Source organism: Streptosporangium fragile, from assembly GCF_039534445.1.
Classification (GTDB): Bacteria; Actinomycetota; Actinomycetes; order Streptosporangiales; family Streptosporangiaceae; genus Streptosporangium; species Streptosporangium fragile.
Genome location: NZ_BAAAVI010000005.1, coordinates 130,668 through 155,170, shown reverse-complemented (window position 1 = coordinate 155,170; position 24,503 = coordinate 130,668). Strand labels below are relative to the sequence as shown.

Annotated in this window: 23 protein-coding genes; 17 read left to right on the top strand and 6 right to left on the bottom strand. The window is 71.0% G+C overall.

Annotation, left to right across the window (positions count from 1 at the left end; all coding sequences use genetic code 11):
• The first annotated feature begins 86 nt into the window (after window positions 1-86).
• The 13 genes from dctP (at window position 87) to ABD841_RS05360 (ending at window position 13,489) form a co-directional block, all read left to right on the top strand.
• Window positions 87-1,382, top strand: coding sequence for a TRAP transporter substrate-binding protein DctP (gene dctP, locus ABD841_RS05420; RefSeq protein ID WP_344968462.1), 1,296 nt, complete (start codon window positions 87-89; stop codon window positions 1,380-1,382).
• Window positions 1,383-1,457: 75 nt separating this feature from the next.
• Entirely contained in the window at window positions 1,458-2,030 is a 573-nt protein-coding gene (locus tag ABD841_RS05415; protein ID WP_344968460.1) for a TRAP transporter small permease, read from the top strand.
• Window positions 2,027-3,544, top strand: a complete 1,518-nt coding sequence (locus ABD841_RS05410; protein ID WP_344968458.1) for a TRAP transporter large permease — start codon at window positions 2,027-2,029, stop codon at window positions 3,542-3,544. Before ABD841_RS05415 ends, ABD841_RS05410 begins: the two co-directional genes overlap by 4 nt.
• A gap of 14 nt (window positions 3,545-3,558) precedes the next feature.
• On the top strand, window positions 3,559-4,758 hold the full coding sequence (locus ABD841_RS05405) for a cytochrome P450 (RefSeq protein WP_344968456.1): 1,200 nt from the start codon (window positions 3,559-3,561) through the stop codon (window positions 4,756-4,758).
• Window positions 4,755-4,976, top strand: a complete 222-nt coding sequence (locus ABD841_RS05400) for a ferredoxin (protein WP_344968454.1) — start codon at window positions 4,755-4,757, stop codon at window positions 4,974-4,976. The genes ABD841_RS05405 and ABD841_RS05400 overlap by 4 nt, the downstream gene beginning before the upstream one ends.
• Window positions 4,969-7,485 (top strand): CaiB/BaiF CoA-transferase family protein, encoded by a 2,517-nt coding sequence (locus ABD841_RS05395; protein WP_344968452.1) that lies wholly within the window; start codon window positions 4,969-4,971, stop codon window positions 7,483-7,485. Before ABD841_RS05400 ends, ABD841_RS05395 begins: the two co-directional genes overlap by 8 nt.
• The gene (locus tag ABD841_RS05390; RefSeq protein WP_344968451.1) at window positions 7,482-8,072 is read left to right on the top strand and encodes an FAS1-like dehydratase domain-containing protein; all 591 of its coding nucleotides are present in this window, start codon (window positions 7,482-7,484) and stop codon (window positions 8,070-8,072) included. The genes ABD841_RS05395 and ABD841_RS05390 overlap by 4 nt, the downstream gene beginning before the upstream one ends.
• Complete coding sequence (locus ABD841_RS05385) at window positions 8,072-8,518, top strand: hotdog family protein (protein ID WP_344968449.1); 447 nt, start codon at window positions 8,072-8,074, stop codon at window positions 8,516-8,518. The genes ABD841_RS05390 and ABD841_RS05385 overlap by 1 nt, the downstream gene beginning before the upstream one ends.
• A 2-nt stretch (window positions 8,519-8,520) precedes the next feature.
• On the top strand, window positions 8,521-9,687 hold the full coding sequence (locus tag ABD841_RS05380; protein WP_344968538.1) for a thiolase family protein: 1,167 nt from the start codon (window positions 8,521-8,523) through the stop codon (window positions 9,685-9,687).
• Window positions 9,688-9,701: 14 nt separating this feature from the next.
• Window positions 9,702-10,112, top strand: coding sequence for a Zn-ribbon domain-containing OB-fold protein (locus ABD841_RS05375; protein ID WP_344968447.1), 411 nt, complete (start codon window positions 9,702-9,704; stop codon window positions 10,110-10,112).
• A gap of 45 nt (window positions 10,113-10,157) precedes the next feature.
• Window positions 10,158-10,958 carry an enoyl-CoA hydratase/isomerase family protein gene (locus ABD841_RS05370; protein ID WP_344968444.1) on the top strand — a complete coding sequence of 267 codons (801 nt, stop codon included), beginning with the start codon at window positions 10,158-10,160 and terminating at the stop codon, window positions 10,956-10,958.
• Window positions 10,955-12,598: an AMP-binding protein gene (locus tag ABD841_RS05365; RefSeq protein ID WP_344968442.1), complete on the top strand. Its 1,644-nt coding sequence runs from the start codon at window positions 10,955-10,957 to the stop codon at window positions 12,596-12,598. Before ABD841_RS05370 ends, ABD841_RS05365 begins: the two co-directional genes overlap by 4 nt.
• A gap of 6 nt (window positions 12,599-12,604) precedes the next feature.
• Window positions 12,605-13,489: an HpcH/HpaI aldolase/citrate lyase family protein gene (locus tag ABD841_RS05360; protein WP_344968440.1), complete on the top strand. Its 885-nt coding sequence runs from the start codon at window positions 12,605-12,607 to the stop codon at window positions 13,487-13,489.
• Window positions 13,490-13,503: 14 nt separating this feature from the next.
• Here ABD841_RS05360 and ABD841_RS05355 read toward each other — a convergent pair whose 3' ends face one another.
• From ABD841_RS05355 to ABD841_RS05345, 3 genes are all read right to left on the bottom strand, one after another.
• Window positions 13,504-14,286: a crotonase/enoyl-CoA hydratase family protein gene (locus ABD841_RS05355; protein WP_344968438.1), complete on the bottom strand. Its 783-nt coding sequence runs from the start codon at window positions 14,284-14,286 to the stop codon at window positions 13,504-13,506.
• 101 nt (window positions 14,287-14,387) lie between these two features.
• A complete protein-coding gene (locus ABD841_RS05350; RefSeq protein WP_344968436.1) occupies window positions 14,388-15,146 on the bottom strand; it encodes an SDR family NAD(P)-dependent oxidoreductase in 759 nt (252 codons plus the stop codon).
• A gap of 32 nt (window positions 15,147-15,178) precedes the next feature.
• Window positions 15,179-16,360 (bottom strand): thiolase family protein, encoded by a 1,182-nt coding sequence (locus tag ABD841_RS05345; protein ID WP_344968435.1) that lies wholly within the window; start codon window positions 16,358-16,360, stop codon window positions 15,179-15,181.
• A 135-nt stretch (window positions 16,361-16,495) separates the two neighbouring features.
• Here ABD841_RS05345 and ABD841_RS05340 point away from each other — a divergent pair, with 135 nt between their 5' ends.
• The 4 genes from ABD841_RS05340 to ABD841_RS05325 all read left to right on the top strand — a co-directional run bounded on the left by ABD841_RS05340 (window position 16,496) and on the right by ABD841_RS05325 (window position 20,405).
• Window positions 16,496-17,656, top strand: coding sequence for an acyl-CoA dehydrogenase family protein (locus ABD841_RS05340; protein WP_344968433.1), 1,161 nt, complete (start codon window positions 16,496-16,498; stop codon window positions 17,654-17,656).
• Window positions 17,657-17,717: 61 nt separating this feature from the next.
• On the top strand, window positions 17,718-18,845 hold the full coding sequence (locus ABD841_RS05335) for an acyl-CoA dehydrogenase family protein (RefSeq protein ID WP_344968431.1): 1,128 nt from the start codon (window positions 17,718-17,720) through the stop codon (window positions 18,843-18,845).
• On the top strand, window positions 18,845-19,594 hold the full coding sequence (locus tag ABD841_RS05330; protein ID WP_344968429.1) for an SDR family NAD(P)-dependent oxidoreductase: 750 nt from the start codon (window positions 18,845-18,847) through the stop codon (window positions 19,592-19,594). The genes ABD841_RS05335 and ABD841_RS05330 overlap by 1 nt, the downstream gene beginning before the upstream one ends.
• Window positions 19,595-19,601: 7 nt before the next feature.
• Window positions 19,602-20,405: an amidohydrolase family protein gene (locus ABD841_RS05325; protein ID WP_344968428.1), complete on the top strand. Its 804-nt coding sequence runs from the start codon at window positions 19,602-19,604 to the stop codon at window positions 20,403-20,405.
• A gap of 124 nt (window positions 20,406-20,529) precedes the next feature.
• Here ABD841_RS05325 and ABD841_RS05320 read toward each other — a convergent pair whose 3' ends face one another.
• From ABD841_RS05320 to ABD841_RS05310, 3 genes are all read right to left on the bottom strand, one after another.
• Complete coding sequence (locus ABD841_RS05320; protein WP_344968426.1) at window positions 20,530-21,231, bottom strand: FadR/GntR family transcriptional regulator; 702 nt, start codon at window positions 21,229-21,231, stop codon at window positions 20,530-20,532.
• Window positions 21,232-21,535: 304 nt separating this feature from the next.
• Complete coding sequence (locus ABD841_RS05315; RefSeq protein WP_344968424.1) at window positions 21,536-22,789, bottom strand: CaiB/BaiF CoA transferase family protein; 1,254 nt, start codon at window positions 22,787-22,789, stop codon at window positions 21,536-21,538.
• 73 nt (window positions 22,790-22,862) lie between these two features.
• Window positions 22,863-24,482: a flavin-containing monooxygenase gene (locus tag ABD841_RS05310; RefSeq protein ID WP_344968422.1), complete on the bottom strand. Its 1,620-nt coding sequence runs from the start codon at window positions 24,480-24,482 to the stop codon at window positions 22,863-22,865.
• Window positions 24,483-24,503: the final 21 nt, after the last annotated feature.

Here is a 24,503-nt window from a genome sequence, read left to right as displayed (position 1 = left end):
GACATAGATCACCAAGATCGATCGAGTTGTCGGCGACGATCACGTCAACCCGACGATCGCACCAACCCTCAGTGACGGAGTAATCGATGGTCACAATGCGTGGAAGCCGGGGGGCCAAAACCTGCTGCATCGCGATCGGCCTGGCGGGCGCGCTGACGCTCGCCGGATGCGCCGAGGGCGAAGCGGACCGCGCGGAAAGCGGCTCGGGGAAGGGCGTCGCCTACGGCGCCACGATCGAGCAGTACAAGGCCGCCTTCGCGGACGTCAGTCCGATCACGCTGCACACGCAGACGCCCGCGCCGAAGGGCTCGGCGACGGGCAAGAACGTCGAGGACTACCTCAACGCGATCACCGAGTGGTCCGACGGAAAGATCAAATTCGACGTCGCGTACGCCAACGCCGTCGCCCCGCCCGCCGAGATCGACAACGCCCTGCAGGACGGCCGCCTCGACCTCGGCCAGGTGCTGCCCATCTACGAGCCGACCGACTACCCGGCGAACGCGGCGCTCATCGAGACGAGCTTCGTCTCCGACCAGAGCGTGGTCGTCGGAGCCCTGCAGTCGAACGCCTGGCCGCTGGAGGTGGCGGCGGCCACCCCGGCGATCACCAAGGAGTTCGAGGACAGGGGCATGAAGCTGCTCATGCCCCTGTACAACTCCGGCTCCAACGCCCTGTTCTGCAACTCCAAGCGCCGCGACCTCGCCGCCCTGAAGGGCGCGCAGATCGCGGCCGGCGGCCAGGCGCAGAGCAAGGAGATCGCGGCGCTGGGCGGCTCCGCGGCGTCGGTCCCCTACACCGAGCTGTTCGAGAGCCTGGAGCGCGGCGTCGTGTCCTGCTCGGTCTCCAGCCTCACCGTCGGGGTGCTGGGCGGCTTCATCCCGGCCGCGCCCCACGTGGTCGTGGACCCGGCGGCGGGCTTCGCGCTGGCCCCCGGGGCGATGGCCGTCAGCAAGGCCGCCTGGGACAAGCTGCCGCTCGCGGGGCAGCAACTGTTCTACGACCGGCTCGACGTCTTCATCAAGGGGAACATCCAGGACAAGATCTGGCCCAACATCGTCGAGGCGTCCAAGCAGGTCGGCAAGGCCGGCGGTTCGATCGACACCTTCGCGGACGACGCGCGGGCGGCCATCCAGCAGGCCAACGCCAAGCTCCTGGACGACCTCCGCGCCAACAAGGCCGTCGGCGACGGCAACGCGTTCGTCGACCGGGTGAAGTCGGCCTCGGACAAGTGGCTCAAGACCATCCAGAACGACCTGGGTTACAAGAACGAGACCGACTACAACGGGTTCGGCACCTGGTACACCCCCGGCAAGGTGAACCTCGACCCGTACGTCAAGAAGGTCTACGAGGAGATCTTCCTTCCGCGGCGCCCGGACGCCTGATCACCCCCCGGGTCGCGGCGGACGTGACGCGCCCGCCGCGACCCGTGCCTCTCCCTCCCTCCATCTGGAGATGACATGACCGCATCACCGGCGACGGCGCCGAAACGCCGCCACGGGGTCGAGCTGCTGATCGAAGTGCCGGCCGTGATCGTCACGTTCGTCATGATGATCCACATCACCGCGAACGCGCTCCTGCGCGCGTTGGCGAACAGCCCCCTGCCGAACACGCTGGAGATCGTGCAGTACTGGTACCTGCCGACCGTGGCGTTCCTGGGGTTCGTCGCGGCCCAGTACCGCGGCCAGCACATCGCGGCCGACCTGGTCTTCCAGATGCTGCCGGACGTGACCCGCCGTTACGTGCTGGCCCTGGTGTTCGTCCTGTGCACGGTGCTGTCCGCCGGCTTCGCCTGGTTCTCGTGGGGCGAGGCGGTGCACGCCATGCAGACGGGCAAGACGGCGGGCGTCAGCGACGTCGTCGCGTGGCCGGCCTACTTCCTCGTGCCGCTCGCGTTCGCGAGCCTCACCGTCCAGTTCGGGCTGGCGTCCCTGCGGGCCGTCACCCATCCCGAGGCGGACCAGTTCATCGGCGATCCGGACGACGCGATCCTCCTGGAGGAGATGGCGTCCGCCGAGGGGGAACGGAAATGACGAAGACCACCGAGCACCGGACCACACCGCCGGCCCGGGAGCCCGGTTCCGGAGGGACACGGCCCGGGACGACCGGCGGGAGCGGCGAGGGGCGCCGCCCGTGGATCGTGCTCGCCGTCACGGCGGTCGTCCTCGTCGGGTCCACCGTCGCCATGTTCTTCCCGCTCAAGCCCGAGGCGATCGGCGTCCTGGGCTGCGTGCTGATGCTGGGCCTGATCTTCCTGCGGATGCCGGTCGCGGTCGCCATGATCATCCCGGCGCTGCTCGGGATGCTCGCGCTGCGCGGCCCCCTCCTCGTCGAGAGCACCCTGACGACGCTGCCCTACCAGCAGGTGGCCAACTGGACGCTCAGCGTGGTGCCCATGTTCATCCTCATGGGCCTGCTGCTGTGGAAGGCGGGCCTCACCCAGAGCCTGTACGCGGCCGCCCGGCAGTGGCTCGGCTGGCTCCCCGGCGGGCTCGCCGTCGGGACCAACCTCGCCGGCGCCGGTCTCGCGTCGGTCAGCGGCTCCTCGGTGGGCACCACCTACGCCCTCGCCCGCATCGGGATTCCGGAGATGCTGAAGGCCGGCTACGACAAGCGACTCGCCCTCGGGGCCGTGATCGTGGCCGGACTGCCCGGCCAGCTGATCCCCCCGAGCATCATGCTGGTCATCTACGCCGGCATCGCCGAGGTCCCGGTCGGCCCGCAGCTGCTCGCCGGGATCGGCCCCGGGATCCTCGTGGCGGTCCTCTTCACGGTGATGATCGTCCTGTTCGCCAGGAAGTGGGCGGTCGCGACGCCGGGAGAGGCCGGGACGCACCCGAGGACGACCTGGAACGAGCGGTTCGCCAGCCTGCTGAAGGTCTGGCCGGTGCCCCTGCTGATCGCGGTCATCGTCGTCGGCATGTTCTCCGGGATGTTCACCGCGACGGAGGCCGGTGCCGTGGCGGCCGTCTTCTCACTGCTGATCACGTTCCTGTGGAAGCGCGGCGACGGACCGTGGCGGGCGATCGCGGACGCGTCGATGGGCACCGTGAGCAGCGTGGGCGCCATCTTCTTCATGCTCGTCGGCGTGGAGGCGCTGTCGCGCATGTTCACCCTCACCGGGATCAGCACCGGCTTCGCGGACCTGGTCGAGAGCATGAACCTCGGGCGGGTGGAGTTCCTCCTCATGATGACGGTCGTCTACATCGTGCTCGGCACGTTCATGGAGCCGCTGCCGATGATGGTGCTGACCATCCCCATCCTGATGCCCACGCTGCAGGCCCTGGACGTCTCACTGCTCTGGTACGGCGCGTTCGCGGTCTTCATGGGAGAGCTGGCCGTGGTCTCGCCGCCGGTCGGAATCCTGGCGTTCATCATCCACACCATCACCAAGGACCCGGAGGTCAACCAGGGCCACGAGATCAGCATGAACGACATCTTCACCGCCCTGTGGTGGTTCATGCCGATGGCCATCGTGGTGACCATCATCATGATCTTCTTCCCGGAGATCGCGACGTTCATCCCCGACCTGACCGCCGGCAAGTAAGAAGGACGAGAACCATGGCCGAGACCACGAGAGGCTGCCCGATCAGCCACGCCGACTTCGGCGCCGACACCGAGATCTACGGTCACTACGCGCTCCTGGACGCCCACCGGGAGGAGAGCCGTTTCCACTTCAACGACACCACCCCGCGCGGTTTCTGGATGCTGGAGAGGTACGACGACGTCCTGGAGGGCTTCCAGAAGCACGAGGTGTGGACGACGCACGCCAGGAGCGCGCTGAACCCCGACGCCACGCTGGAACTGCTGCCCCAGGACCTCAACGGCGAGGCCCACGTCAAGCTGCGCCGCGTGATCAACCCGTTCTTCGCGCCCGCCGCGGTGAAGCGGATGACCCCGATGGCGCACCGGCGGTGCGTCGAGCTGATCGAGGAGCTGAGGCCGAAGGGCTCGTGCGACTTCGTCGCCGAGTTCGCGATCCGGTATCCGACCGACCTCTTCCTCGCGCTGCTCGGCCTGCCGGTCAGCGACGGCGAGTTCTTCCTGCCGTGGTCGGAGACGCTGTTCGCCGGGTTCTTCGGCGGCGACCCGGTCGCCGCGGCCGCCGCCAGGAAGAACATCGTCGACTACTTCAGCGAGGCGGTGAACGAGCGCCGCGCGAACCCCCGGGACCCCAAGGAGGACATGGTCTCGCGGCTCGTCGAGGCACGCGTCGACGGGGAGCCGATCTCCCACGAGGACATCCTCACCATCTGCATGACCCTGATGCTGGCGGGTCTCGACACCACCCGCAGCGCCCTCGGCTACATCTACACGCACCTGGCCCGGCACGACGAGGACCGCAGGCTGCTCACCCGGGAGCCCGAGCTGATCCCGGCGGCCGTCGAGGAGTTCATCCGGATGTACCCCCTGGTCTTCCAGGCCGGACGCGAGGTCCGGCAGCCGGAGAACTTCCACGGCGTCGACCTGGAGGCCGGCGACGTCATCTGGCTCGGCATCGCCTCCGCCAACCGCGATCCCCGCAAGTTCCCGGAGCCGGACAGGTTCGTCATCGGCCGCAAGGGCGTCAACCAGCACCTCGGCTTCGGCGCCGGCCCGCACCGGTGCCTCGGCATGCATCTCGCCCGTCTCGAACTCGCGGTCGTCATCAAGGAGTGGCACGAGCGCATTCCCGACTACCGCATCAGGCAGGGGACCGAACTGGTCGAGCGGGGCGGGCAGCTCACCCTGACGACCCTGCCCCTGGAATGGGAGGTATGAGCGTGTTCATCTCCATCGACGGAGACAAGTGCATGGGGCACGGCCGCTGCTACTCGGTGGCGCCCGATCTGCTCTCCGACGACGAGCAGGGATACGTCGCGCAGTGCGGCCAGACCTTCGAGATCCCGGAGGGCCTGCTGGAGCAGGCACAGGAGGCGGCCGACGCCTGCCCGGAAGGCGCCATCTCCCTCCTGGACCACGCCCGCGCCGATGCTTGAGCACATCCGTGTCCTCGACCTCACCGACGAGCGCGGGCTGATGTGCGGCAGGCTGCTCGCCGACCTCGGCGCGGACGTGGTCCAGGTCGAACCGGTGGGCGGGTCGACGGCGCGCTCGGCCCCCCCGACGGCGGGCGACGGGCCGGGACGGTCGATGTTCTGGCAGGTCTTCGCCGCGAACAAGCGCGGCGTCGCCCTCGACCTCGACGACGAGACGGGGCTGTCCGCCCTGAGGCGGCTGGCCCGGCGGGCGGACGTCTTCGTCACGTCGATGCCGCCGGCGTGGCTGCGCGAGCGCGGACTGGACCCGGACACCCTCCGGGCGTCGCACCCGGGCCTCGTCTACGTGGCGATCAGCGCCTTCGGCCGGTCGGGACCCAAGGCGGAGTACGCCGACAGCGACCTCGTCGTCTGGGCGGCCGGCGGGCCGCTGGACCCGCACCGTGACGGTGACCGCCCGCCGCTGCGGATCAGCGTCCCGCAGGCGTTCCTGCACGCGAGCGCGGACGCGGCGGCCGGCGCCCTGCTGGCGATCCTCCAGCGCGGGCGGAGCGGGCTTGGGCAGGTCGTCGACGTCTCGGCGCAGGCCAGTCTCGGCGTCGCCACGCTGGCGCGGGTGCTGGCGCACGCGGTCGGCGACGCGCGGCCGGAATGGCACCGCAAGCCTGTCGCCAGGACGGACGCCGCCGGACCGGACGCCGCCAGGACGGACCAGAGCGGCAGCGGCGCGGCCACCCCGAACACCCTGAAGAAGTGGCGGTGCAAGGACGGACTGGTCGAGCTGCACCTCTCCATGGGGCCGGCGGCCGGCGGCTTCACCAACAACCTGTTCGGCTGGCTGCTCTCCGAGGGCGCCGTGGACGAACGCGTCGCCTCGTGGGACTGGCGGACGATGCCCGACCTGATCGCGCGCGGCGAGCTGACCGACGCCGATCTCGACGAGGCTCGCCACGCGGTGCGCGAGTTCCTCGCGACCAGGACGAAGAGCGAGGTCCTCGACGCGGCCATCGAACGCCGCCTGCTGTGCATGGCCATCTTCGACATGGCCGACATCTCCGCCGCGCCCCACCTGGAGCAGCGGGGATTCTGGGCGGACGTGCCCCTCGGCGAGACGACGATCAGGATCCCGGGCGCCATCGCCCGGGTCGGCGGGGACGGGCAGCCGGGAGTGCGCAGGCCCGCGCCGCGGACGGGGCAGCACAACGACGAGGTGCTCGCCGATTGGCTCACCGCCGCGGCCCCGGACGGCCCCGGACGGCCCGGCGGGCGAACGCCCGGAGGCGCGACCACGCCCCGGCCGCTCGACGGCCTGAAGGTGCTCGACCTGTCCTGGGTGGTGGCCGGGCCGCTGATCGGCCGGGCGCTCGCCGACTTCGGCGCCCGGGTGGTCCGCGTGGAGTCGAGCAGGCGCGTCGAGACGGCACGGCTGATGCAGCCGTTCCATGGGGGCGTCCCCGGCGTCGAGAACTCCGCGCTGTACGGCAACTGCAACGCGGGCAAACTCGGGATGACGGTCGACCTCTCCACCGAGGACGGCCGGGCCGTCGTCCGGGACCTCGCCAGGTGGGCCGACGTCGTCGTCGAGTCCTTCTCGCCGGGGCAGATGGCCAAGTGGGGGCTGGACTACGGCTCCCTGTCCCGGGAGAACCCCGCGCTCGTCATGCTCAGCACCTCGATCGCCGGGCAGTCCGGCCCGTGGTCGAGACTCGCCGGCTACGGCAACGTCGGGGCCTCCCTGAGCGGCTACCAGACCCTCGTCGGCTGGGAGGACGCGCTCCCGCTGGGGCCGTTTGGCCCGTACACCGACTACGTCGGGCCGCGGCTCGCCCTGGCGACCCTGCTCGCCGCGGTCGAGGACGGCCGCCGCACCGGGACGGGCCGCTACATCGACGTCGCCCAGGTCGAGGCGGGGATCTTCTTCCTCTCGCCCCAGGTCGCGCACCACGGGGCCGACGGCACGGTGGCCGGCCGACGCGGCAACCGCGACGCGGTGTACGCCCCGCACGGGGTCTACCCGTGCGCGCCCGAAGGGGGAGCGGACCGGTTCGTCGCGATCGCCGTCCGCGACGACGACGAGTGGCTCCGCCTGGCGGAGGCGATGGGCCGGACCGACCTCGCCGGGCGGGCGGACCTGCGGACGGCGGCGGGACGGCGGGCCGACGAGGACCTCCTCGACCGGCAGATCGCCGCCTGGACGGAGACCCGCCCGGCGGCGGAGGTGGAGCGCCTGCTGCAGGCGGCGGGCGTGCCCGCGCACGTCTCCGCGTCCAGCGCCGACGTCGCGGCCGACCCGCAGCTCGCGTACCGGGGGCACTTCGTCCGGCTCCCGCACCCCGTGCACGGCGAGACGGTCGTCGAGGGGCCCCGGTACCTGCTGTCGGAGACGCCGGGCGGCCCGGCCGGCCCCGCCCCCACCCTCGGCCGGGACAACGAGTTCGTACTGCGGGAGATCCTCGGCTACCCGGACGAGGAGATAGCCCGTCTGACAGATGGCGGAGTACTCACATGACTTCAGAAGCCGCAACCGAGACGGAGAACTGGCAGGCCGAGTGGGAGCCGGTCATCGCCGCGATCGGGCGGGACTTCTCCCCCGAGGTACGGATGGGCGCCGACGCGGTCGAACGCGGCGCGATCCGCCGGTACCTCGAACCGCTGGAGTTCGACTGCGCGCTGCACACCGATCCCGAGGCCGCCCGCGCCGCGGGGTTCGACGACGTCACGATGCCCTACACGGGGGTGGTCGCCTGGACCATCCCGCCGATGTGGCAGCCCGGGGAGCGGCTGTTCGACAGCGACGACCGCGACGCCCAGCCGGTCAGGAGCCCGATCAACAACCAGGAGATGACCCTCGGGCCGAAGACGACGGGGTTCTTCGCGACGGACATCTCCCTCGACTTCCTCCGCCCGGTGGTCGCGGGGGAGCGGATCGGCCGCCGGTCCAACCGGCTCCTGTCGTGCGTTCCGAAGGAGACGTCCGTCGGCCGGGGCGCGTTCCTGAAATGGGAGAGCGACGTCGTGACCGAGACCGGCGAGGTGGTCGCGCGCATCCGGATCGGCACCTACGCCTACATCCCGAAGAACGAGAGTGGACAGTGATGGCCGAACAGCGCTTTTTCGAGGACGTCGCGGCGGGCGACGAACTGACCGGCGTCGAGTACCCGCTGAACGTCTACCGCCTGGTGATGGCCGCCGGGTCGAACCGTGACTTCAACTCGATCCACCACAACACGGAGTACGCGCGGAGCACCGGGGCCGGGGAGATGTACGCCAACACCTCGTTCCTGCTGAGCGCGTGGGAGCGGTGCGTCCGGGACTGGATGGGGCTCGGCGGTGAGATCCGGAGCATCCGCGACTTCCGGATGAGGTCGTTCAACGTCGTCGGAGACACGATGTGGGTGCGCGCGCACGTCGCGGGCAAGCGGCTGGAGGGCGACGCGGGAGTCGTCGACGTCGCCATCCGGTGTGAGAACTCGAACGGGATCACCGTGGGGCCGGGCACCGTCGAGGTCGTCCTGCCCCGCCGAGCGGAGAGCGTGAAGTGACCATGGAACGCGCGGCGGCCATCGCCGGTCTGGGAATGACCGAGCTCGGCAAGGTGTACGGGAGGACCCCGGCGGAGTTCGCCCTGGAGGCGGTGTCACGCGCCGCGGCCGACGCCGGGCTCGCGCTGGGCGACATCGACGGGCTGCTCGTGAACCCGGGCGTCGGCAACGACATCGACCTCAGGCTCCAGTCGACCCTGCAGATGCGCGACCTGCGGCTGCTCTCGACGCTGCAGGGGTTCGGCTCGTCGGCCGGCCAGATGGTGCAGTACGCGGCGCTGGCGATCGGCGCGGGCATGGCGGACGTGGTGGCGTGCGTCTACGCCGACGCGCCGCTGAAGCAGGGCGCCGGCGCAGGTTCGGCCTACTCCGGCGCCGGCCGCGCCCTGCGCGGGCTCGACGCGCTCCCGGCCGCGGCCGGGCTGAAGTCGGCGCCCGCGCGCTACGCCGTCGCCGCGAGACGGCACATGGAGAAGTACGGCACGACGAGCGAACAGCTCGGGGCGATCGCGGTGGCGGCGCGGCAGTGGGCCGCGATGAACCCGCTGGCGCAGATGCGCGACCCGATCACGCTGGAGGACCACCAGAACTCCCGGCTCATCGCCGACCCGCTGCGGCTGCTCGACTGCTGCCTCGTGAGCAACGGGGCGATCGCCGTCATTGTGACCGGCGCGGAGCGCGCCGCCGGCCTGGCCCAGCCCCCGGTGCACGTCTGGGGCTGGGGTCAGGCGCACCCCGGCTACGCCAACCACCGGGGGAGCGACTTCGGGCTCGTGAGCGGCGCCGCCCGCTCCGGCCCGGACGCGCTCAAGATGGCCGGGGTCGGCCTGGACGAGATCGACATCCGTGAGATCTACGACTGCTTCACCTACACCACGCTGATCACGCTGGAGGACTACGGGTTCTGCGCCAAGGGCGAGGGCGGTGAGTTCGCCGCCAGCGGGGCGCTGGCCCCGGGCGGGAGCCACCCCACCAACACCGGCGGGGGCGAGCTGTCGTCCTACTACATGTGGGGGATGACGCCGCTGTCCGAGGCGGTGATCCAGGCGCGCGGCCAGGCCGGTGAGCGCCAGGTCGCCAAGCACGACCTCGTGATGGTCAGCGGCAACGGCGGAGTGCTCGACTTCCACTCGACGCTCATCCTGAGCCCGCACCCGAAGACCCGCTGAGCATGGGAGCCGAGATGACCCTGACCCCCGTCGTACGCGACGACCGTTCCGCGCCGTTCTTCGACGCCGCCGCGCGGGGAGTCCTGCTGCTGCGCTACTCGCCGAGCCGCGGCGAGTGGTCCGAGCCGGCCGCGCTGCTGTGCTCGGTCACGCAGGCCGACGACCTCGAATGGCGGGAGGCCGCGGGGGAGGGCCGGCTGGTCAGCTGGACCGTCATCCCCGGCCGCGCCAAGGACGACCGGCCGGCCGCCGACACCGTGGTGGGGATCGTCGAGCTCGTGGAGGGGCCGTGGCTGACGCTGCGGCTCGTCGACGCGGCCGGGGCGGAGCTGAAGGCCGGCCTGCCGGTGCGCGTCGCCTTCGCGCGGCCCGAGGGCGGCGAGGCCATGCCCGTCGGCCGGCTGGACGCGGCAACAGATTCATGATTACAAAAAGCATCGACTATGGCCGTCTGCCGTGAAAGGAGCGAGGTGTCCGCTGTCGAGGTCGAGCACCGGGACGCGTCGGTCTGGATCCGGCTGAACCGGCCGGAGCGTCGCAACGCGTACGACGTGGAGATGGCCAATGCCATGATCACCGCCCTGCACGGGGCCGCCGAGGCGGACGCGGTGGTGATCACGGGAAGCGGCGGCTCGTTCTGCGCCGGAGGCGCACTGGGCCAGCTCGGCGATCCCGATCCCGCGCGGCTGCGCGAGCTGTTCACCACCTCCCTGCGCCTGGTCGACGCGATCCGCGCCTGCCCGCGCCCCGTCATCGCGGCCGTCGACGGGCCCGCCGCCGGCGGGGGCAACGAGCTCGTCGTCGCCTGCGACTTCGCCGTCGCCACGAGACGCTCGACCTTCGGGCAGACCGGCCCCAGGGTCGGATCGGCGCCCGTGCTGGGCGCGACCAACCTGATGGCGGTGCAGGTCGGGGAGAAGCGCGCCAAGGAGATCGCGATGCTGTGCCGCCGGTACACCGCCGACGAGGCCCTCGCCATCGGGCTCGTCAACGAGGTCGTGGCCGACGACGAGCTGGAGGCGGCGGTCGGCCGCTGGCTCGCCGAGATCCACCGGCTGAGCCCGCGCTACCTGGAGATCACCAAGGTGAGCTCGAACCTGTGGTGGAACGCGGCGAAGGACAACATGAACGCCGGCCTGGGCATGCTCATCCAGGCGATCGGCAGCGAGGACATGCGCGAGGGCGCGCAGGCCTTCCTGGAGAAACGCAAACCCGACTTCCGCGGAGGCCGCCGAGCCGGCGCCGCCACCGATGAAAGGGAGCCTTCGTGACGTTCCGGTACTACCGCGACCTGCATCCCACCTTCCCCGACCGCCGGGACTGGTCGCTCCCGACGGTGCTGCGCCACCACGCGGCGCGACGGCCGGACGCCGTCTGGCTCGACGTCCCGGAGGAGGGGCGCACCTGGACCTTCGCCGAGGCGCTGGCCGCCGCCGAGGCGGTCGGCCGCGCCCTCCTCGCGGCGGGCGCGAGCCCGGGGGACCGGGTCGTCATCGTGGCCGCCAACTCCTCGCAGTTCGTCCGCACGTGGCTGGGGTGCGGGGTCGCCGGCCTGGCGGAGGTGCCGATCAACACCGCCTACGAGCACGACTTCCTCGCCCACCAGGTGCGCACGGTCCAGGCGCGGCTCGCCGTCGTCGACGACGTCTTCGCCGAACGATTCGTCGCGGTGTCCGAGACGGCCAAGGACATCGAGAAGTTCTGGGTGATCGACACCGGCCGCCAGGCGGAGGCGATCGAGATCCTGCGCGCGGGCGGCTGGGACGCCGCCCCCTGGGAGGAACTGGAGGAGGGCGGCGCGGCGGAACTGCCCGCGGTCACCCCGCGCGACCTCGCCTCGGTGCTCTTCACCTCGGGCACCACCGGGCCCTCCAAGGGCGTGGCCATGCCGCACGCGCAGATGTACTTCTTCGCCGACCTGTGCGTCTCCCTGACCAGGCTGACCCCCGAGGACGCCTGGATGGCGGTGACGCCCCTGTTCCACGGCAACGCCCAGTTCATGGCCGCCTACCCGACCCTGGTGGCCGGGGCCAGGTTCGTCCTGCGCCGCAGGTTCAGCGCCAGCAGGTGGATCGACCAGATCCGCGAGAGCCGGGTGACCGTCACCAACTTCATCGGCGTGATGATGGACTTCGTCTGGAAGCAGGAGCCCCACCCGGACGACGCGGAGAACACGCTGCGCTGCGTCTTCGCGGCGCCGACCGCGTCCACGATCCTCGAACCGATGAAGGAGCGGTTCGGCATCGAGGCCTTCGTGGAGGTGTTCGGGCTGACCGAGACCACGTCACCGATCATGACCCCGTACGGTGAGGAGCGCCCCGCGGGCGCGTGCGGCCTCCAGGCGGACGAGTGGTTCGACGTCAGGCTCGTCGACCCCGAGACCGACGAGGAGGTGCCCGTCGGCGTGGCCGGTGAGCTCGTCGTGCGGCCCAAGGTCCCGTTCATCTGCAGCAACGGCTACTACAACATGCCCGAGCGCACGGTCGAGGCGTGGCGGAACCTGTGGTTCCACACCGGCGACGCGCTCAAGCGCGACGAGAACGGCTGGTTCTACTTCGTCGACCGGATCAAGGACGCGCTGCGGCGGCGCGGCGAGAACATCAGCTCCTACGAGGTCGAGACCGCGATCCTGGCCCACCCGGCGGTCGTCGAGTGCTGCGTGATCGCCGTGCCCGCCGACACGGAGGCGGGGGAGGACGAGGTGATGGCGTACCTGATCACCAGGGACGAGGTCACGCCCGAGGCCGTCTGGGAGTGGTGCGACAGCCGGATCCCGAACTTCGCGGTGCCCAGGTATCTCCGCTTCGTCGACGAGCTGCCCAAGACCCCGTCGCAGCGGGTGCAGCGGAACACGCTGCGCGCCGCCGGCGTCACGCCGGACACGCACGACCGCGCGCTCGCCACGGGGTGAACCGCGATGCACCCGTACCGATCCGTACTGTTCGTGCCCGGCCACAAGCCCGGCTGGGCGCGCAAGGCGGCGGCCGCCGGAGCCGACGCGATCGTCCTCGACCTGGAGGACTCGGTCCCGCACGACCTCAAGGCGCCGAGCCGCCAGACCGTGCGGGAGACCCTCGCGGAACTGCGCGCGGAGCACCCGCGACTCGGGCTGTTCGTCCGGCCGAACGCCCTCGCGACCAGGCTCGCCGGCGCCGACCTGGAGGTCGTGGTCTGCCCCGAGCTGACCGGGCTCTTCACCCCGAAGATCAGGGACGCCGCCGACGTCCTGCGCTGGGACACCCTCGTCGACTGGTTCGAGGCGCGCAACGACGCCGCCGGGCTCGAAATGATCATTCCGGTCGAGACGGTGGACGCGATCGCGAACTGCTCCGAGATCGCGTCCGCCTCCCCCCGCGTGGGCGCGATGATCGGACCCACCTCCGAGCACGCCGACATCGCCCGCGCGGTCGGCTTCCGGTGGTCGCCGGAGGGCAGCGAGTCGCTGTACCTGAGAAGCCGCATCCTGCTGGCCTGCCGCCGGTACGGCCTGCACCCGCTGACGGGGCTCTGGGAGGACCTGGCCGACCTCGACGGCCTGCGGCGGTTCGCCGACTACGGCCTGCAGCTCGGCTTCCGCGGCCAGATCGTCATCCACCCCTCGCACGTGCCCGTCGTCAACGAGGTCTTCACCCCGGCGGACGCGGAGGTGGCCTACTACGAGGAACTGGTCGCCACGATGGAGAAGGCGGTGGCGGCCGGGCACGGGGCGGTCCGCTTCCGCGGCCAGCACATCGACCTCGCCCACGCGGAGAAGGCGCGCGACTGGCTGGCGCACGCGAGGCTCGTGCGCGGCGAGGGCTGAGCCGCGCGGGCGCCTCAGCGCCCCGTCCACCTCGGGGCGCGCTTCTCCACGAAGGCGAGCGCGCCCTCCTTGGCGTCGGCGGACTCGCGGACCGGGTTCACGAACTCCTCCTGGCGGTCGAACCTCTCGTCGAGCGGCCAGTCCGCCGAACGGACCATGACCTGCTTGGACGCGACGAGCGCGAGCGGCGCGTTCTCCGCGATCTCGCGGGCCAGTTCGAGCGCGCCGTCCAGGGCGGCACCGGGCTCGGTGAGCCGGCTGACGAGACGCGCGTCGTGCGCCTGCGGCGCGGGCCACATGCGGCCGGTCAGGACCAGCTCCATCGCCAGGTGGTAGGGGATGCGGTGCTGGAGCCGGAGCAGGCCGCCGGCGGCCGCGGTCAGGCCCCGCCTGACCTCCGGGAGGCCGAACGTCGCCGCACGCGAGGCGACGACCAGGTCGCAGGAGAGGACGATCTCGAAGCCGCCCGCCAGGGCGTATCCCTCGACGGCGGCGATCAGGGGCTTGTCCGGGGGGCGCCTGACGAGCCCCGCGAAGCCGCGGCCCTCGACGATCGGCCGCTCGCCGCGGGCGAAACCCTTCAGGTCCATTCCCGCGCAGAACGTCCCGCCCGCTCCGGTGATCACACCGACGCTCAGGTCGGCGCGCTCGTCCAGCATGGTGAGCGCGTCGGCGATCCCCCGCGCCATGCGCAGGGACATCGCGTTCCTCGCCTCCGGGCGGTTCATGGTGATCACGAGCACGCGCCCGCTCTCCGCCACGACCAGCTCCTCGGCTCCCGTGCCGGTCTCGGTCATGTGTCAACTCCCGTGCGGTCGCCGGTCGCGGCGCCCGATCGCGTTCGGCCGCGCGTGCCGGCGACGGCCGGCACGCGCGTGGGGTGGTTCGGGCCCGGACGTCACCGCGGCGCCATGCGCAGGGCACCGTCGAGCCGGATGGTCTCGCCGTTGAGCATCTTGTTCTCGATGATGTGCAGCGCGAGCGACGCGTACTCGTCCGGGACGCCCAGCCGATCGGGGTGGGGCACCGACCGGCCCAGCGACTCGCGGACCTCCTCGGGGAGCCGGGCCAGGATCGGGGTGTCGAACAGCCCCGGCGCTATCGTGGTGACGCGGATCTTCTTCGAGGCCAGGTCACGCGCGGCGACCAGGGTCATCCCGACGACCCCGGCCTTGGCCGAGGCGTACGGGATCTGCCCGATCTGCCCTTCGTACGCCGCCACCGACGCGGTCAGCACGCAGACTCCGCGCTCCCCGCCGACCTCCTCGTTCCTCGCCATCCGCGCGGCGGCCAGCCGCAGCACGTTGAACGTGCCGACGAGGTTGATCCGGACGATCTGCTCGTAGAGCTCCAGGGAGCCGGGGTTGCCGTCGCGGTCGACCAGGCGGACGGGGCCGCCGCGACCCGCGCAGTGCACCAGCGCGCGCAGCGGCGCCCCGGCCTCCGCCAGGTCCAGCGCCGCGTCGACCTCGCCGGGCTCCGTGACGTCGGCCGGCGCGAACCGCCCGCCGATCCGCTCGGCCACGGCCTTGCCCTGCGACCGGGGGAGATCGAGGATGACCACGTGGGCGCCCCGCTCGGCGAGCCGGGCCGCGGTCGCGGCTCCGAGGCCGGAAGCGCCTCCGGTGACGACGACAGAAGCTCCGTTGACGTCCACTGTGTCTCCAATTCCGGTACGGGCGAGCGTGCCTACAGACGCTCGATGATGGTGGCGTTGGCCATTCCGCCTGCCTCGCACATGAGCTGCAGGCCGAACCGGCGGTCGTCGTCCTCCAGGGCGTGCAGCATGGAGGTCATGATCCGGGCGCCGGACGCGCCCAGCGGATGTCCCAGCGCGATCGCCCCGCCGCGCGGGTTCACCCTGGCCGGGTCCACGTCGAACTCGGCGAGCCAGGCGAGGGGGACGGAGGCGAAGGCCTCGTTGATCTCGATGTGGTCGATGTCGTCCAGGCCGAGCCCGGAGCGTTCGAGGATCCTGCGCGTCGCCGGGATCGGCGCGGTCAGCATGAGCAGCGGGTCGTCCCCGCACACCGCCATCGCCCGCACCCTCGCCCTCGGGGTGAGCCCGAGCTCCTCGCACCTGGCCCGGCTCATCAGCAGCAGGGCGCTGGCGCCGTCGGTGATCTGGGACGAGTTGCCCGCGGTCACGCTCCAGGTGATCTGCGGGAACCGCTCGGCGAGGTCGTCGCGCCGGAAGACCGCCCGCAGGGCCGCGAGGCCCTCGACGCTGCTGTCCGGCCGGATCGTCTCGTCCCGGTCGACCGGGCCGTCCGGGGTCCGGACACCGATGATCTCCCGGTCGAACAGGCCGGCGTGCTGCGCGGCGGCCGCCAGCCGGTGGGAGCGGACGGAGTACTCGTCCAGGGCGGTCCGGTCGATCTTCCACGCCGCCGCGACGAGCTCGGCCGCCACGCCCTGCGACACGAGTCCGGGCGCGAACCGCTCCGCCACCTGCGAGCCGTACGGGTCGGCGCCCATCCGGGCCGAGCCCATCGCGACCCTGCTCATCGACTCGACCCCGCCCGCGATGGCGATGTCGTAGCAGCCGGCCATGATCGCCTGCGCGGCGAAGTGGATCGCCTGCTGGCTCGACCCGCACTTGCGGTCGATGGTCGCGGCCGGGACGTGCGCCGGCAGGCCGGCGCCCAGCCAGGCCATCCGGCCGGGGGTCGCGGACTGCTCGCCGGCCTGCGACACGCACCCGACGAGGACGTCGTCCACCGTGCCCGGGTCCAGGTCGTGCCGGGCCAGGAGGCCGGTGAAGGTCTGGGCGAGCAGGTCGACCGGGTGGATGTCCGCCAGGGCACCGTTCGGCCTGCCCCGTCCCATCGGGGTCCGGACCGCGTCGACGATCACAACTTCCGTGCTCAACAGATGCCTCCTTTCCCGGATATTGCTTATCATGATATTCATCTGAACGTCCAGGGTTCCGGGTCGCGGTCCCGCTGTTGACGCCCGGTCGCCGCAAATCTAGGATAATCATTACAATCAAGGAGGTTGAATGCCGTGACCATTCACCCTGTCGACGAGCATGGGGAGATCCGGGCCCTGGCGGCGCGCGTCGCCACCGAGATATACGCGCCCATGGCAGAGGACCTCGACGTGAACCGGCGCCCGATCCCGCTCGCGGAGCGCAAACGCCTGGGAGACCTCGGTTTCCTCGGTATCGCCCATCCGGAGCGGTTCGGCGGCTCGGGCTCCCCGCTCTCCGAGGCCCTCGCCGTGATCGAGGAGTTCGGCAAGGTGTGCCGGCCCGCCGCGTTCCAGATCTTCGAGGCGAACACCGGTCCGGCGCAGGTGATCAACCATCTCGGGACCGAGGAGCAGCGCGAGCGCTGGCTGCCCGACATCATCGGCGGCGACCGGACGATGGCCGTGGCGATCTCCGAGCCGGACGCCGGATCCGCCGCCACGGACATGCGCACGTCGGCCAAGCCGATCGACGGCGGTTACCTGCTGAACGGCACCAAGCGCTGGATCTCCAACGGCGGCGAGGCGGACCAGTACCTGGTCTACGCCCGCCTGAGCGACGCGCCGGGCGCGAAGGGGATCGGCGCGCTCGTCGTGGACAGGGAGATGCCCGGCGTCGGCTTCGGCCCGCCGGAGCGGCTCATGGGCTTCCGCGGGATCCCGTCGGCGGACGTCATCTTCGACAACGTCCAGGTGCCGAAGGAGAACGTCGTCGTGCCCGCCGGAGACTTCGGCCGGTTGTTCGGCGTGTTCTCGATCGAACGGCTCGGGAACTCGACCATGAGCCTGGCGATCGGACAGGCCGCCCTCGACCGGACGATCAAGTACGTCGAGGAGCGGGAGCAGTTCGGCAAGCCGCTGATCGAGTTCCAGAGCGTGCAGGTGATCCTGGCCGACATGGTGCTCCAGGTGGAGGCCGCACGTCTGCTGCTCCAGCGCGCCGCGGCCACGGCGGGCACCGGCCTGCCCGATCCGCTCCAGGTGTCGCTGGCCAAGTGCACCGCCAACGAGATGGCCAAGCGGGTGTCCGACCTCGCCATGCAGCTGCACGGGGGCAACGGGTACACGGAGGAGTACGGCATCGAACGGCTGCACCGCGACGCCCACGGCTGGGCGATCGCGGGCGGCACCCCGACCATGCAGCGCATCAGGATCGTCTCCGAGCTGCTCGGCCGGCGATTCGACCAGCGCCGGTGAGCCGGGCCGTCCCACGGCGCATCGCAACGAACCAGGAGACACGTCAGTGGAAGATGGACCGATGTTCGATCTGAGTCCGCACCACCGGAAGATCCAGGAGCTCGCCCGGGCCGTCGCGGCCCAGGTCGAGGACATCGCCGACGAGGCGGACTCCTTCGTGCGCGTTCACCCCGGCGTCGCCGCGGCGCTGCGGGACAGCGGTCTGACCCGGTACGTCGTACCGGCCGCCTACGGCGGCGAGGACGAGATCCTGGACCCGCTCTCCATCGCCGTCGTCCGGGAAGCCCTGATGTACAGCTCGGCCCACCTGGACTCGCTCTTCGGCATGCAGGGGGTCGGCAGCTACTCCCTGGCCGTCGGCGGGGCCGAGGAGCTCAAGCGCGACTGGCTGCCGAGGGTCGCACGGCTGGAGGCGATCGCCGGGCTGGCCCTGACCGAGCCCGACGTCGGCTCGGACCTGCGGGGTGTGACGACCACGGTCGAGAGCCGCCCCGGGGGCGTCCGGGTGAACGGCCGCAAGTCGTTCATCACGAACGGCGGAGCCGCCGACTTCTACTGCGTCCTCGGCCGGGAGGGCGAGGGCTACTCGATGGTCCTGGTGCCCGCCGACGCCCCGGGGCTGACCGTCCGGCCGGGCGCCGACCTGATCGCCCCGCACATCCTCGGCGAGCTGCACTTCGACGACGTCCACGTCCCCGAGGGCAACCGCCTGGGCGTACCGGGCAAGGCGTTCTCGCTCATGCTGCAGACCCTGGCGGTCTTCCGGGTCACCGTGGCGGGCTCCGCCGTCGGGCTGGCCCAGGCCGCGCTCGACGTCGCGCTGCGGCACGCCACGACGCGGGAGCAGTTCGGCAGGCCGCTGATCGGCCTCGGCGCCGTCTCCCAGAACCTCGCGCTGTCCTGGGTGGAGGTGGAGTCGGCGCGCGCCGTCACCTACCGCGCGGCGTCCCTCGCCCGGCGGGACCCGCTCGGCCATCTCGACTACTCCTCCATCGCGAAGGTGAGCGCGACCGAGGCCGCGGGCCGGGTGGTCGACCGCTCGATGCAGGCGATGGGCCGGTTCGGGTTGGTCCGCGGTTCGAAGATCGAACGGTTGTACCGCAACGCCCGCCCGCTGCGCGTCTACGAGGGGGCGACCGAGGTGCTGCTCGACTCGCTCGCGCGCCGCCTGGCGAAGGGAGCCTCGTGATGGATCTCCGACTGCGCGACACCGTCGTGCTGGTCACCGGCGCCAGCCGCGGTCTCGGCGCGGCGATCGCCGTCGAGCTCGCGGCGGAGGGCGCGTACGTCGTGGCCGCCGCCCGCTCGCGGGACGGCCTGCGCGAGGTCGAGGCCAAGGGCGACGGCCGGATCTCGGCCGTCGAGGCCGACATGCGCGACGAGGCGGCGGTGGCGGGCCTCGTCGAGAAGGTCGTCGAACGCCACGGCCGGATCGACGGCCTGATCAACAACGCCGGCATCGCCCCGGCCGGGAAGTTCGTCGACCAGGACCCGCAGGTGTGGAAGGACACGCTCGCGGTCAACGTCATCGCGCCGATGCTGCTGGCGCAGGCCGCGGGCCGGCACATGATCGCGCAAGGCGGCGGGCGCATCGTGAACATCGCCTCGACGACCGGCCTGCGCGGCAAGCCCGTCCTCGTCGGCTACTCGACGTCCAAGGGCGCCGTCATCCGGATGACCGAGGCGCTGGCGGCGGAGTGGGCGTCCAAGAACATCCAGGTCAACGCGATAGCGCCCGGTGCCTTCGTCACCGAGGCGCAGAAGGCGGTGCTCGAATCGCCCGAGCTGCTCAGGCGGCGGGTCGCGAAGATCCCCGCCGGGCGGATGGCCGACCCGGCCGAGCTCGTCCCGCTCGCCTGCCTGCTCGTGTCGCCGCTGTCGTCGTTCACCTCCGGAGCCACTTTCGTCGTCGACGGTGGCGAGGTCGGCAAGCTGTGAGGCTCTCATGATCATTGACGCGCACACCCACGTCTGGCCGGACCGGATCGCGGAGATCGCGCTCCGCGGCAACCGGCTGCCCGGCCTGCGGGCCCGGGGGGACGGCACCGTCGCCGGCCTGACCCGCCAGATGGAGCACGCCGGCGTCGCGATGAGCTGCTGCCTCGGCATCGCGAACGAGGCCAGGCACGTCGACAAGGTCAACGCCTTCGTCGCCGGGCTCCAGTCGCCGGAGCGGTTCGGCTTCGGCACCGTGCATGTCGACCTCTCCGCCGAGGAGAACCTCGCCAGCCTCCGGCGGCACGGCATCAGAGGTGTCAAGCTTCATCCGCTCTTCCAGAACTTCGCCCTGGACGACAGGCGGCTCCGGCCGATCCTCGAGGCCTTCGGCGGCGACATCGCGGTCATCACCCACGTCGGCGCGGGCGGCGACGCGCACGCCAACAGCCTCTCCAGCCCGAAGATGATCGCCGACATCGCCAGGAACTTCCCCGACCTGCGGCTGGTCGCGTGCCACTTCGGCGGCTACAAGATCCTCGACGACGCCGAGGAGATGCTGTGCGGCGCCGACGTCGTGCTGGAGACGTCCTGGCCGCCGTCGCTGGCGCGGCTCCGGCCGGAACGGGTCAGGAGGCTGATCCGTAAGCACGGCGCCGAGCGCGTCGTCTTCGGCTCCGACTGGCCGATGGCCGAGCCGGCCGAGGAGATCGCCGCGATCGAGGCGCTCGGCCTGAGCGACGACGAGACCAAGCTCGTGCTCGGCGGGAACCTGGCGCGCCTTCTCGGCGTCGATTCCCCGTGGTCCCGCTGACGCGGGAGGTCAGCCGGTGATCGGCGGGAACCCCGTGGCGGGTATCGCGGGGTTCCCGGCGTATCGCGGACCGGTGACACCGCCCACGGCTTTCGTTATCGGCGCATCGGTCAAATGCGCTTTATTACACATTGCTCCAGACGATCGGCGCGGCGAGCACTTCGGGGAACTTGCGTTCGGCGTAGCGGAGGTATTCGGTGATGTGCCTCGCCATGGCGGCCGAGGAAGCCGCGGGGTCGCGGGCCTCGAGCGCCTGATAAATCTGCAGATGCGCCTTGTGTACCGCGGATCGGCGCACCTCCGGATAGTCGATGCCAATGGCGGATCCGTCGAGGATTCCGAGAAGGGCGTCGATGAGGTATCCGAACATGGCATTGCCCGACCCGTGGGCGATGATGTCGTGGAACCGCTTGTTCTCGTCGAGGAACACCTCCTGGTCGCCCAGGTGCGCGTGCATGGTGTCCACGCTGGACTTCAGGGCGGCGAGCTGCTCGTCGCTCATCCGCTCGGCCGCCAGCTGGGCCATCATCGGCTCAAGCCCGGCGCGCGCCTCCGCGACCGTGCGGAACGGCGCGTTCTCGAACTGGAGCAGCAGGGTCAGTGTGGTCGCCAGGCTGGTGGCGTCCGGCTGCTGCACGACCGGACCGCCGCCGGGCCCCGGCTTCAGCGAGATGACGCCCTGCAGTTCGAGGAAGCGAAGCGATTCGCGCAGCGTGCCGCGGCCCACGTCGTACTCGTCGAGCATTACGCGCTCGGGAGGCAGCCGGTCGCCGACGGTGTTGCCGCGGCGGTTGATGTCCGCGACGATTCGCTGTGCGACGAGCATGGCTGTCTTCTGCGGACGCAATGACACCGGTGCCATTTTCAAGACCTCCGAGTAAGCCATACCGACGCCTCACGCGTCGCCGATGTTGAAAAATGATCCCATAGCTTGCGCGTAACCGCTGACGTCCGTTGCGAACTCGGTTCGGCGGTGAATAGCGGAGTCGGACCTGCGGGGAGGTCGCCCGTCGCGTTCAATTGGAGACGCTCGGAAACCGGCCGGCGGGCCGCACGGGCAATGGCGCGCCCGCGCCGGCGCGTGCCGGCCGCGACCGCCGCATTCGTGCTCCGGGAACCCGCGGGCGCGCTCATGATGATCGATCGCTCCGATCCGCGGGCGCGGAGCCACCGGAGACGACCCCGTCCTCGGTCAGGCGGGCGAGGGCTTCCTCGCTCAGCTTCAGCTCGCCGCCCAGGACGGCGTACGTGTGCTCGCCGATCGCCGGAACGCCGTCGTAGGCCGGTCCGGGATAGTCCTTCATGTGCAGGATCGGACCGGGCGTCAGCGCCTTGCCCAGTACGGTGTTCGCCAGGTCGACCAGGGTGCGTTCGGCGAAATGGGCATCCTGCGTGATGTCGCGGGAGTCGTTCACGGGGGCGGCGACGACCTCGTGGGCCTCCAGGACGGCCAGGACCTCGGCGCGGGGGCGGGAGGCGACCCAGGCGATCACGATCTCCTGGAGGGAGTCGTTGTTGGCCATGCGCGCGGTGTTCGTCGCATACCGTTCGTCGGTCTTGAGCTCCGGGCGTTCCATCGCGTCGAACAGGCGCATGGCGATCGTCTGGTTGGAGGCGGCGATGGAGAGCCACCCGCCGTCGGCGGCCCGGTAGATCCCCCGCGGCGAGGCGGCGCCGGAGGCGTTGCCGTGGCGCTGCATGATCTCGCCCGTGGCGGTGTAGTTCAGCACGGCGTCGCCGAGGATGAACATGAGCGGCTCGTAGAGCGCGACGTCGACCTCGGAGCCCGTGCCGCGCACCGCGCGCCGGTACAGCGCCATGGTCGTGCCGAAGGCGGCGGAGATGCCGGCGATGGAGTCCGCGAAGCCGAACGGCGGCGCCGTCGGCGGGGTGTGGGGCCAGCCGTTGAGGAAGGCGTAGCCGCTCGCGGTCTCCGCGACCGTGCCGAATCCGGGGCGCTCGCGGTACGGGCCGGTCTGGCCGAACCCGCTGACCCGCGTCATGACCAGGCCGGGGTTCTCCCGGGAGAGTTCCTCGTAACCGAGGCCCCAGGACTCCAGGCGGCCGGGGCGGAAGTTCTCGATGACCACGTCGGCGTCGCGGGTCAGCTGCCTGACGATCTCGCGGCCCTCCGCGCGGCGCAGGTCGACGCCGACGGAGCGCTTGCCGGAGTTCAGCCGGGCGAAGCCGATGCCGAGGCCGTTGTGCGCCGGCTGCCAGTGCCGGGCGAAGTCACCGTGGACGGGGTCCTCGACCTTGACCACGTCGGCGCCGAAGTCGCGCAGCATCCGCCCGGCCGTCGGCGCGGCGTACATGGAACCCAGCTCGATGACACGGACCCCGGCCAGTGGCGCGGCGGCGGTCACGGACTCCCGGCTCTCCACGAGCTGGACCTCCTTTGGTATGAATGGTGATAATAGATTAGCACCGGATGGGGGTTTCCGGTGGTGACGCCGGTCAGGTGGTGCGGAAACCCTCGTAGCCGTTGGCCGCCACCTCGTCGCAGATCTGCCGATAGCGGCCGACGCCGCCGACGTAGGGCATGAAGACCCGCGGCTTGCCGGGCACGTTCGCGCCGAGATACCACGAGTTGGCGATCGGGTAGAGCGTCGCGTTCGCCACCTCGTTGACGTGCTCGACCCAGGCGTCCTCCTTCTCGGGGATCGCCTCCGACCGGACGAGGCCGTTCTTGCGCATGTACTCCAGGTAGTCGGTCACCCATTCGACGTGCTGCTCGATGGAGACCAGGACGTTGCTGAGCACCGACGGGCTGCCGGGCCCGGCGATGAAGAACAGGTTGGGGAAGCCGGCCGTCGAGAGCCCCAGGTAGGTGCGCGGACCGGCCGCCCACTTCTCGCGCAGCGTCACCCCGCCGACCCCGCGGATGTCGATCTTCAGGAGGGCTCCGGTCATCGCGTCGAAGCCGGTGGCGAAGACGAGGGCGTCGAGCTCGTACTCGCGATCGGACGTCCGCACCCCCGCGGGTGTGACGCGCTCGATGGGGGTGGAGAGGGTGTCCACCAGCTCCACGTTGTCGCGGTTGAAGGTGGTGAAGTAGTCGATCTCCAACACCAGCCGCTTGGTGCCGAAGGGGTACCCCCTGGGGGACAGGAGCTCGGCGACCCGCGGGTCCTGCACGATCTCGCGGATCTTCGAGCGGACGAAGTCGGCCGCCTTCTCGTTGGCCTCGCGGTCGACGGTCAGGTCGCGGAACGCGGCCTGGATGTCCGGGCCGCCGTGGTTCCAGTGCTTCTCGAAGGTCGCGCGCAGGGTGCCGGGATCGACGTCCAGGGCTGATTCCTTGCCGAACACCCGGTGCGTCCCGCCGGGGTGGTTGCGCGCGAACTCCCGGTACTCCTCGAACCGCGTCTTCAGGTCCGCGACGTAGGCGGGGTCCAGCGGCCGGTTCCGCGCCGGGACCGCGAAGTGCGGGGTGCGCTGGAAGACCGTCAGGTGCGCGGCCTGCCTGGCGATCTGCGGGATCGACTGCATGCCCGACGAGCCGGTGCCGATGACGCCCACGCGCCTGCCGCCGAAGTCCACGCCCTCGTGCGGCCAGTTCCCGGTGTGGTACCAGTCGCCGGCGAACTCGCCGAGCCCCGGGATCTCGGGGAGCTTCGCGACGGACAGTTGGCCGCTCGCCATGATCACGTGATTCGCGGTCACGCGGTCGCCCCGGTCGGTCTCCGCCGTCCAGGTGCCGGACTCGTCGTCGAACGTCAGGGCGGTCACCATGGTGTCGAAGGTGATGTCGCGCCGCAGGTCGAACTTCTCGGCGACGTGGTTGATGTAGCGCAGGATCTCCGGCTGCGCCGGATAGCGCTCCGTCCAGTTCCACTCCTGGACCAGCTCGTCGGAGAACGAGTAGCAGTAGTCGACGCTCTCGATGTCGCAGCGCGCGCCGGGGTAGCGGTTCCAGTACCAGACGCCTCCCACGTCGCCGGCGGCCTCGATCACGTGAACCTTGCGCCCCATCTCGCGGAGGCGATGCAGGGAGTACAGGCCCGAGAACCCGGCGCCGACCACCAGGACATCCAGCCGGTCTGGAATGTGGGGCGGTGTTGCGTTCTCCGCCATGGGACCTCCCTTTCGCGCAAT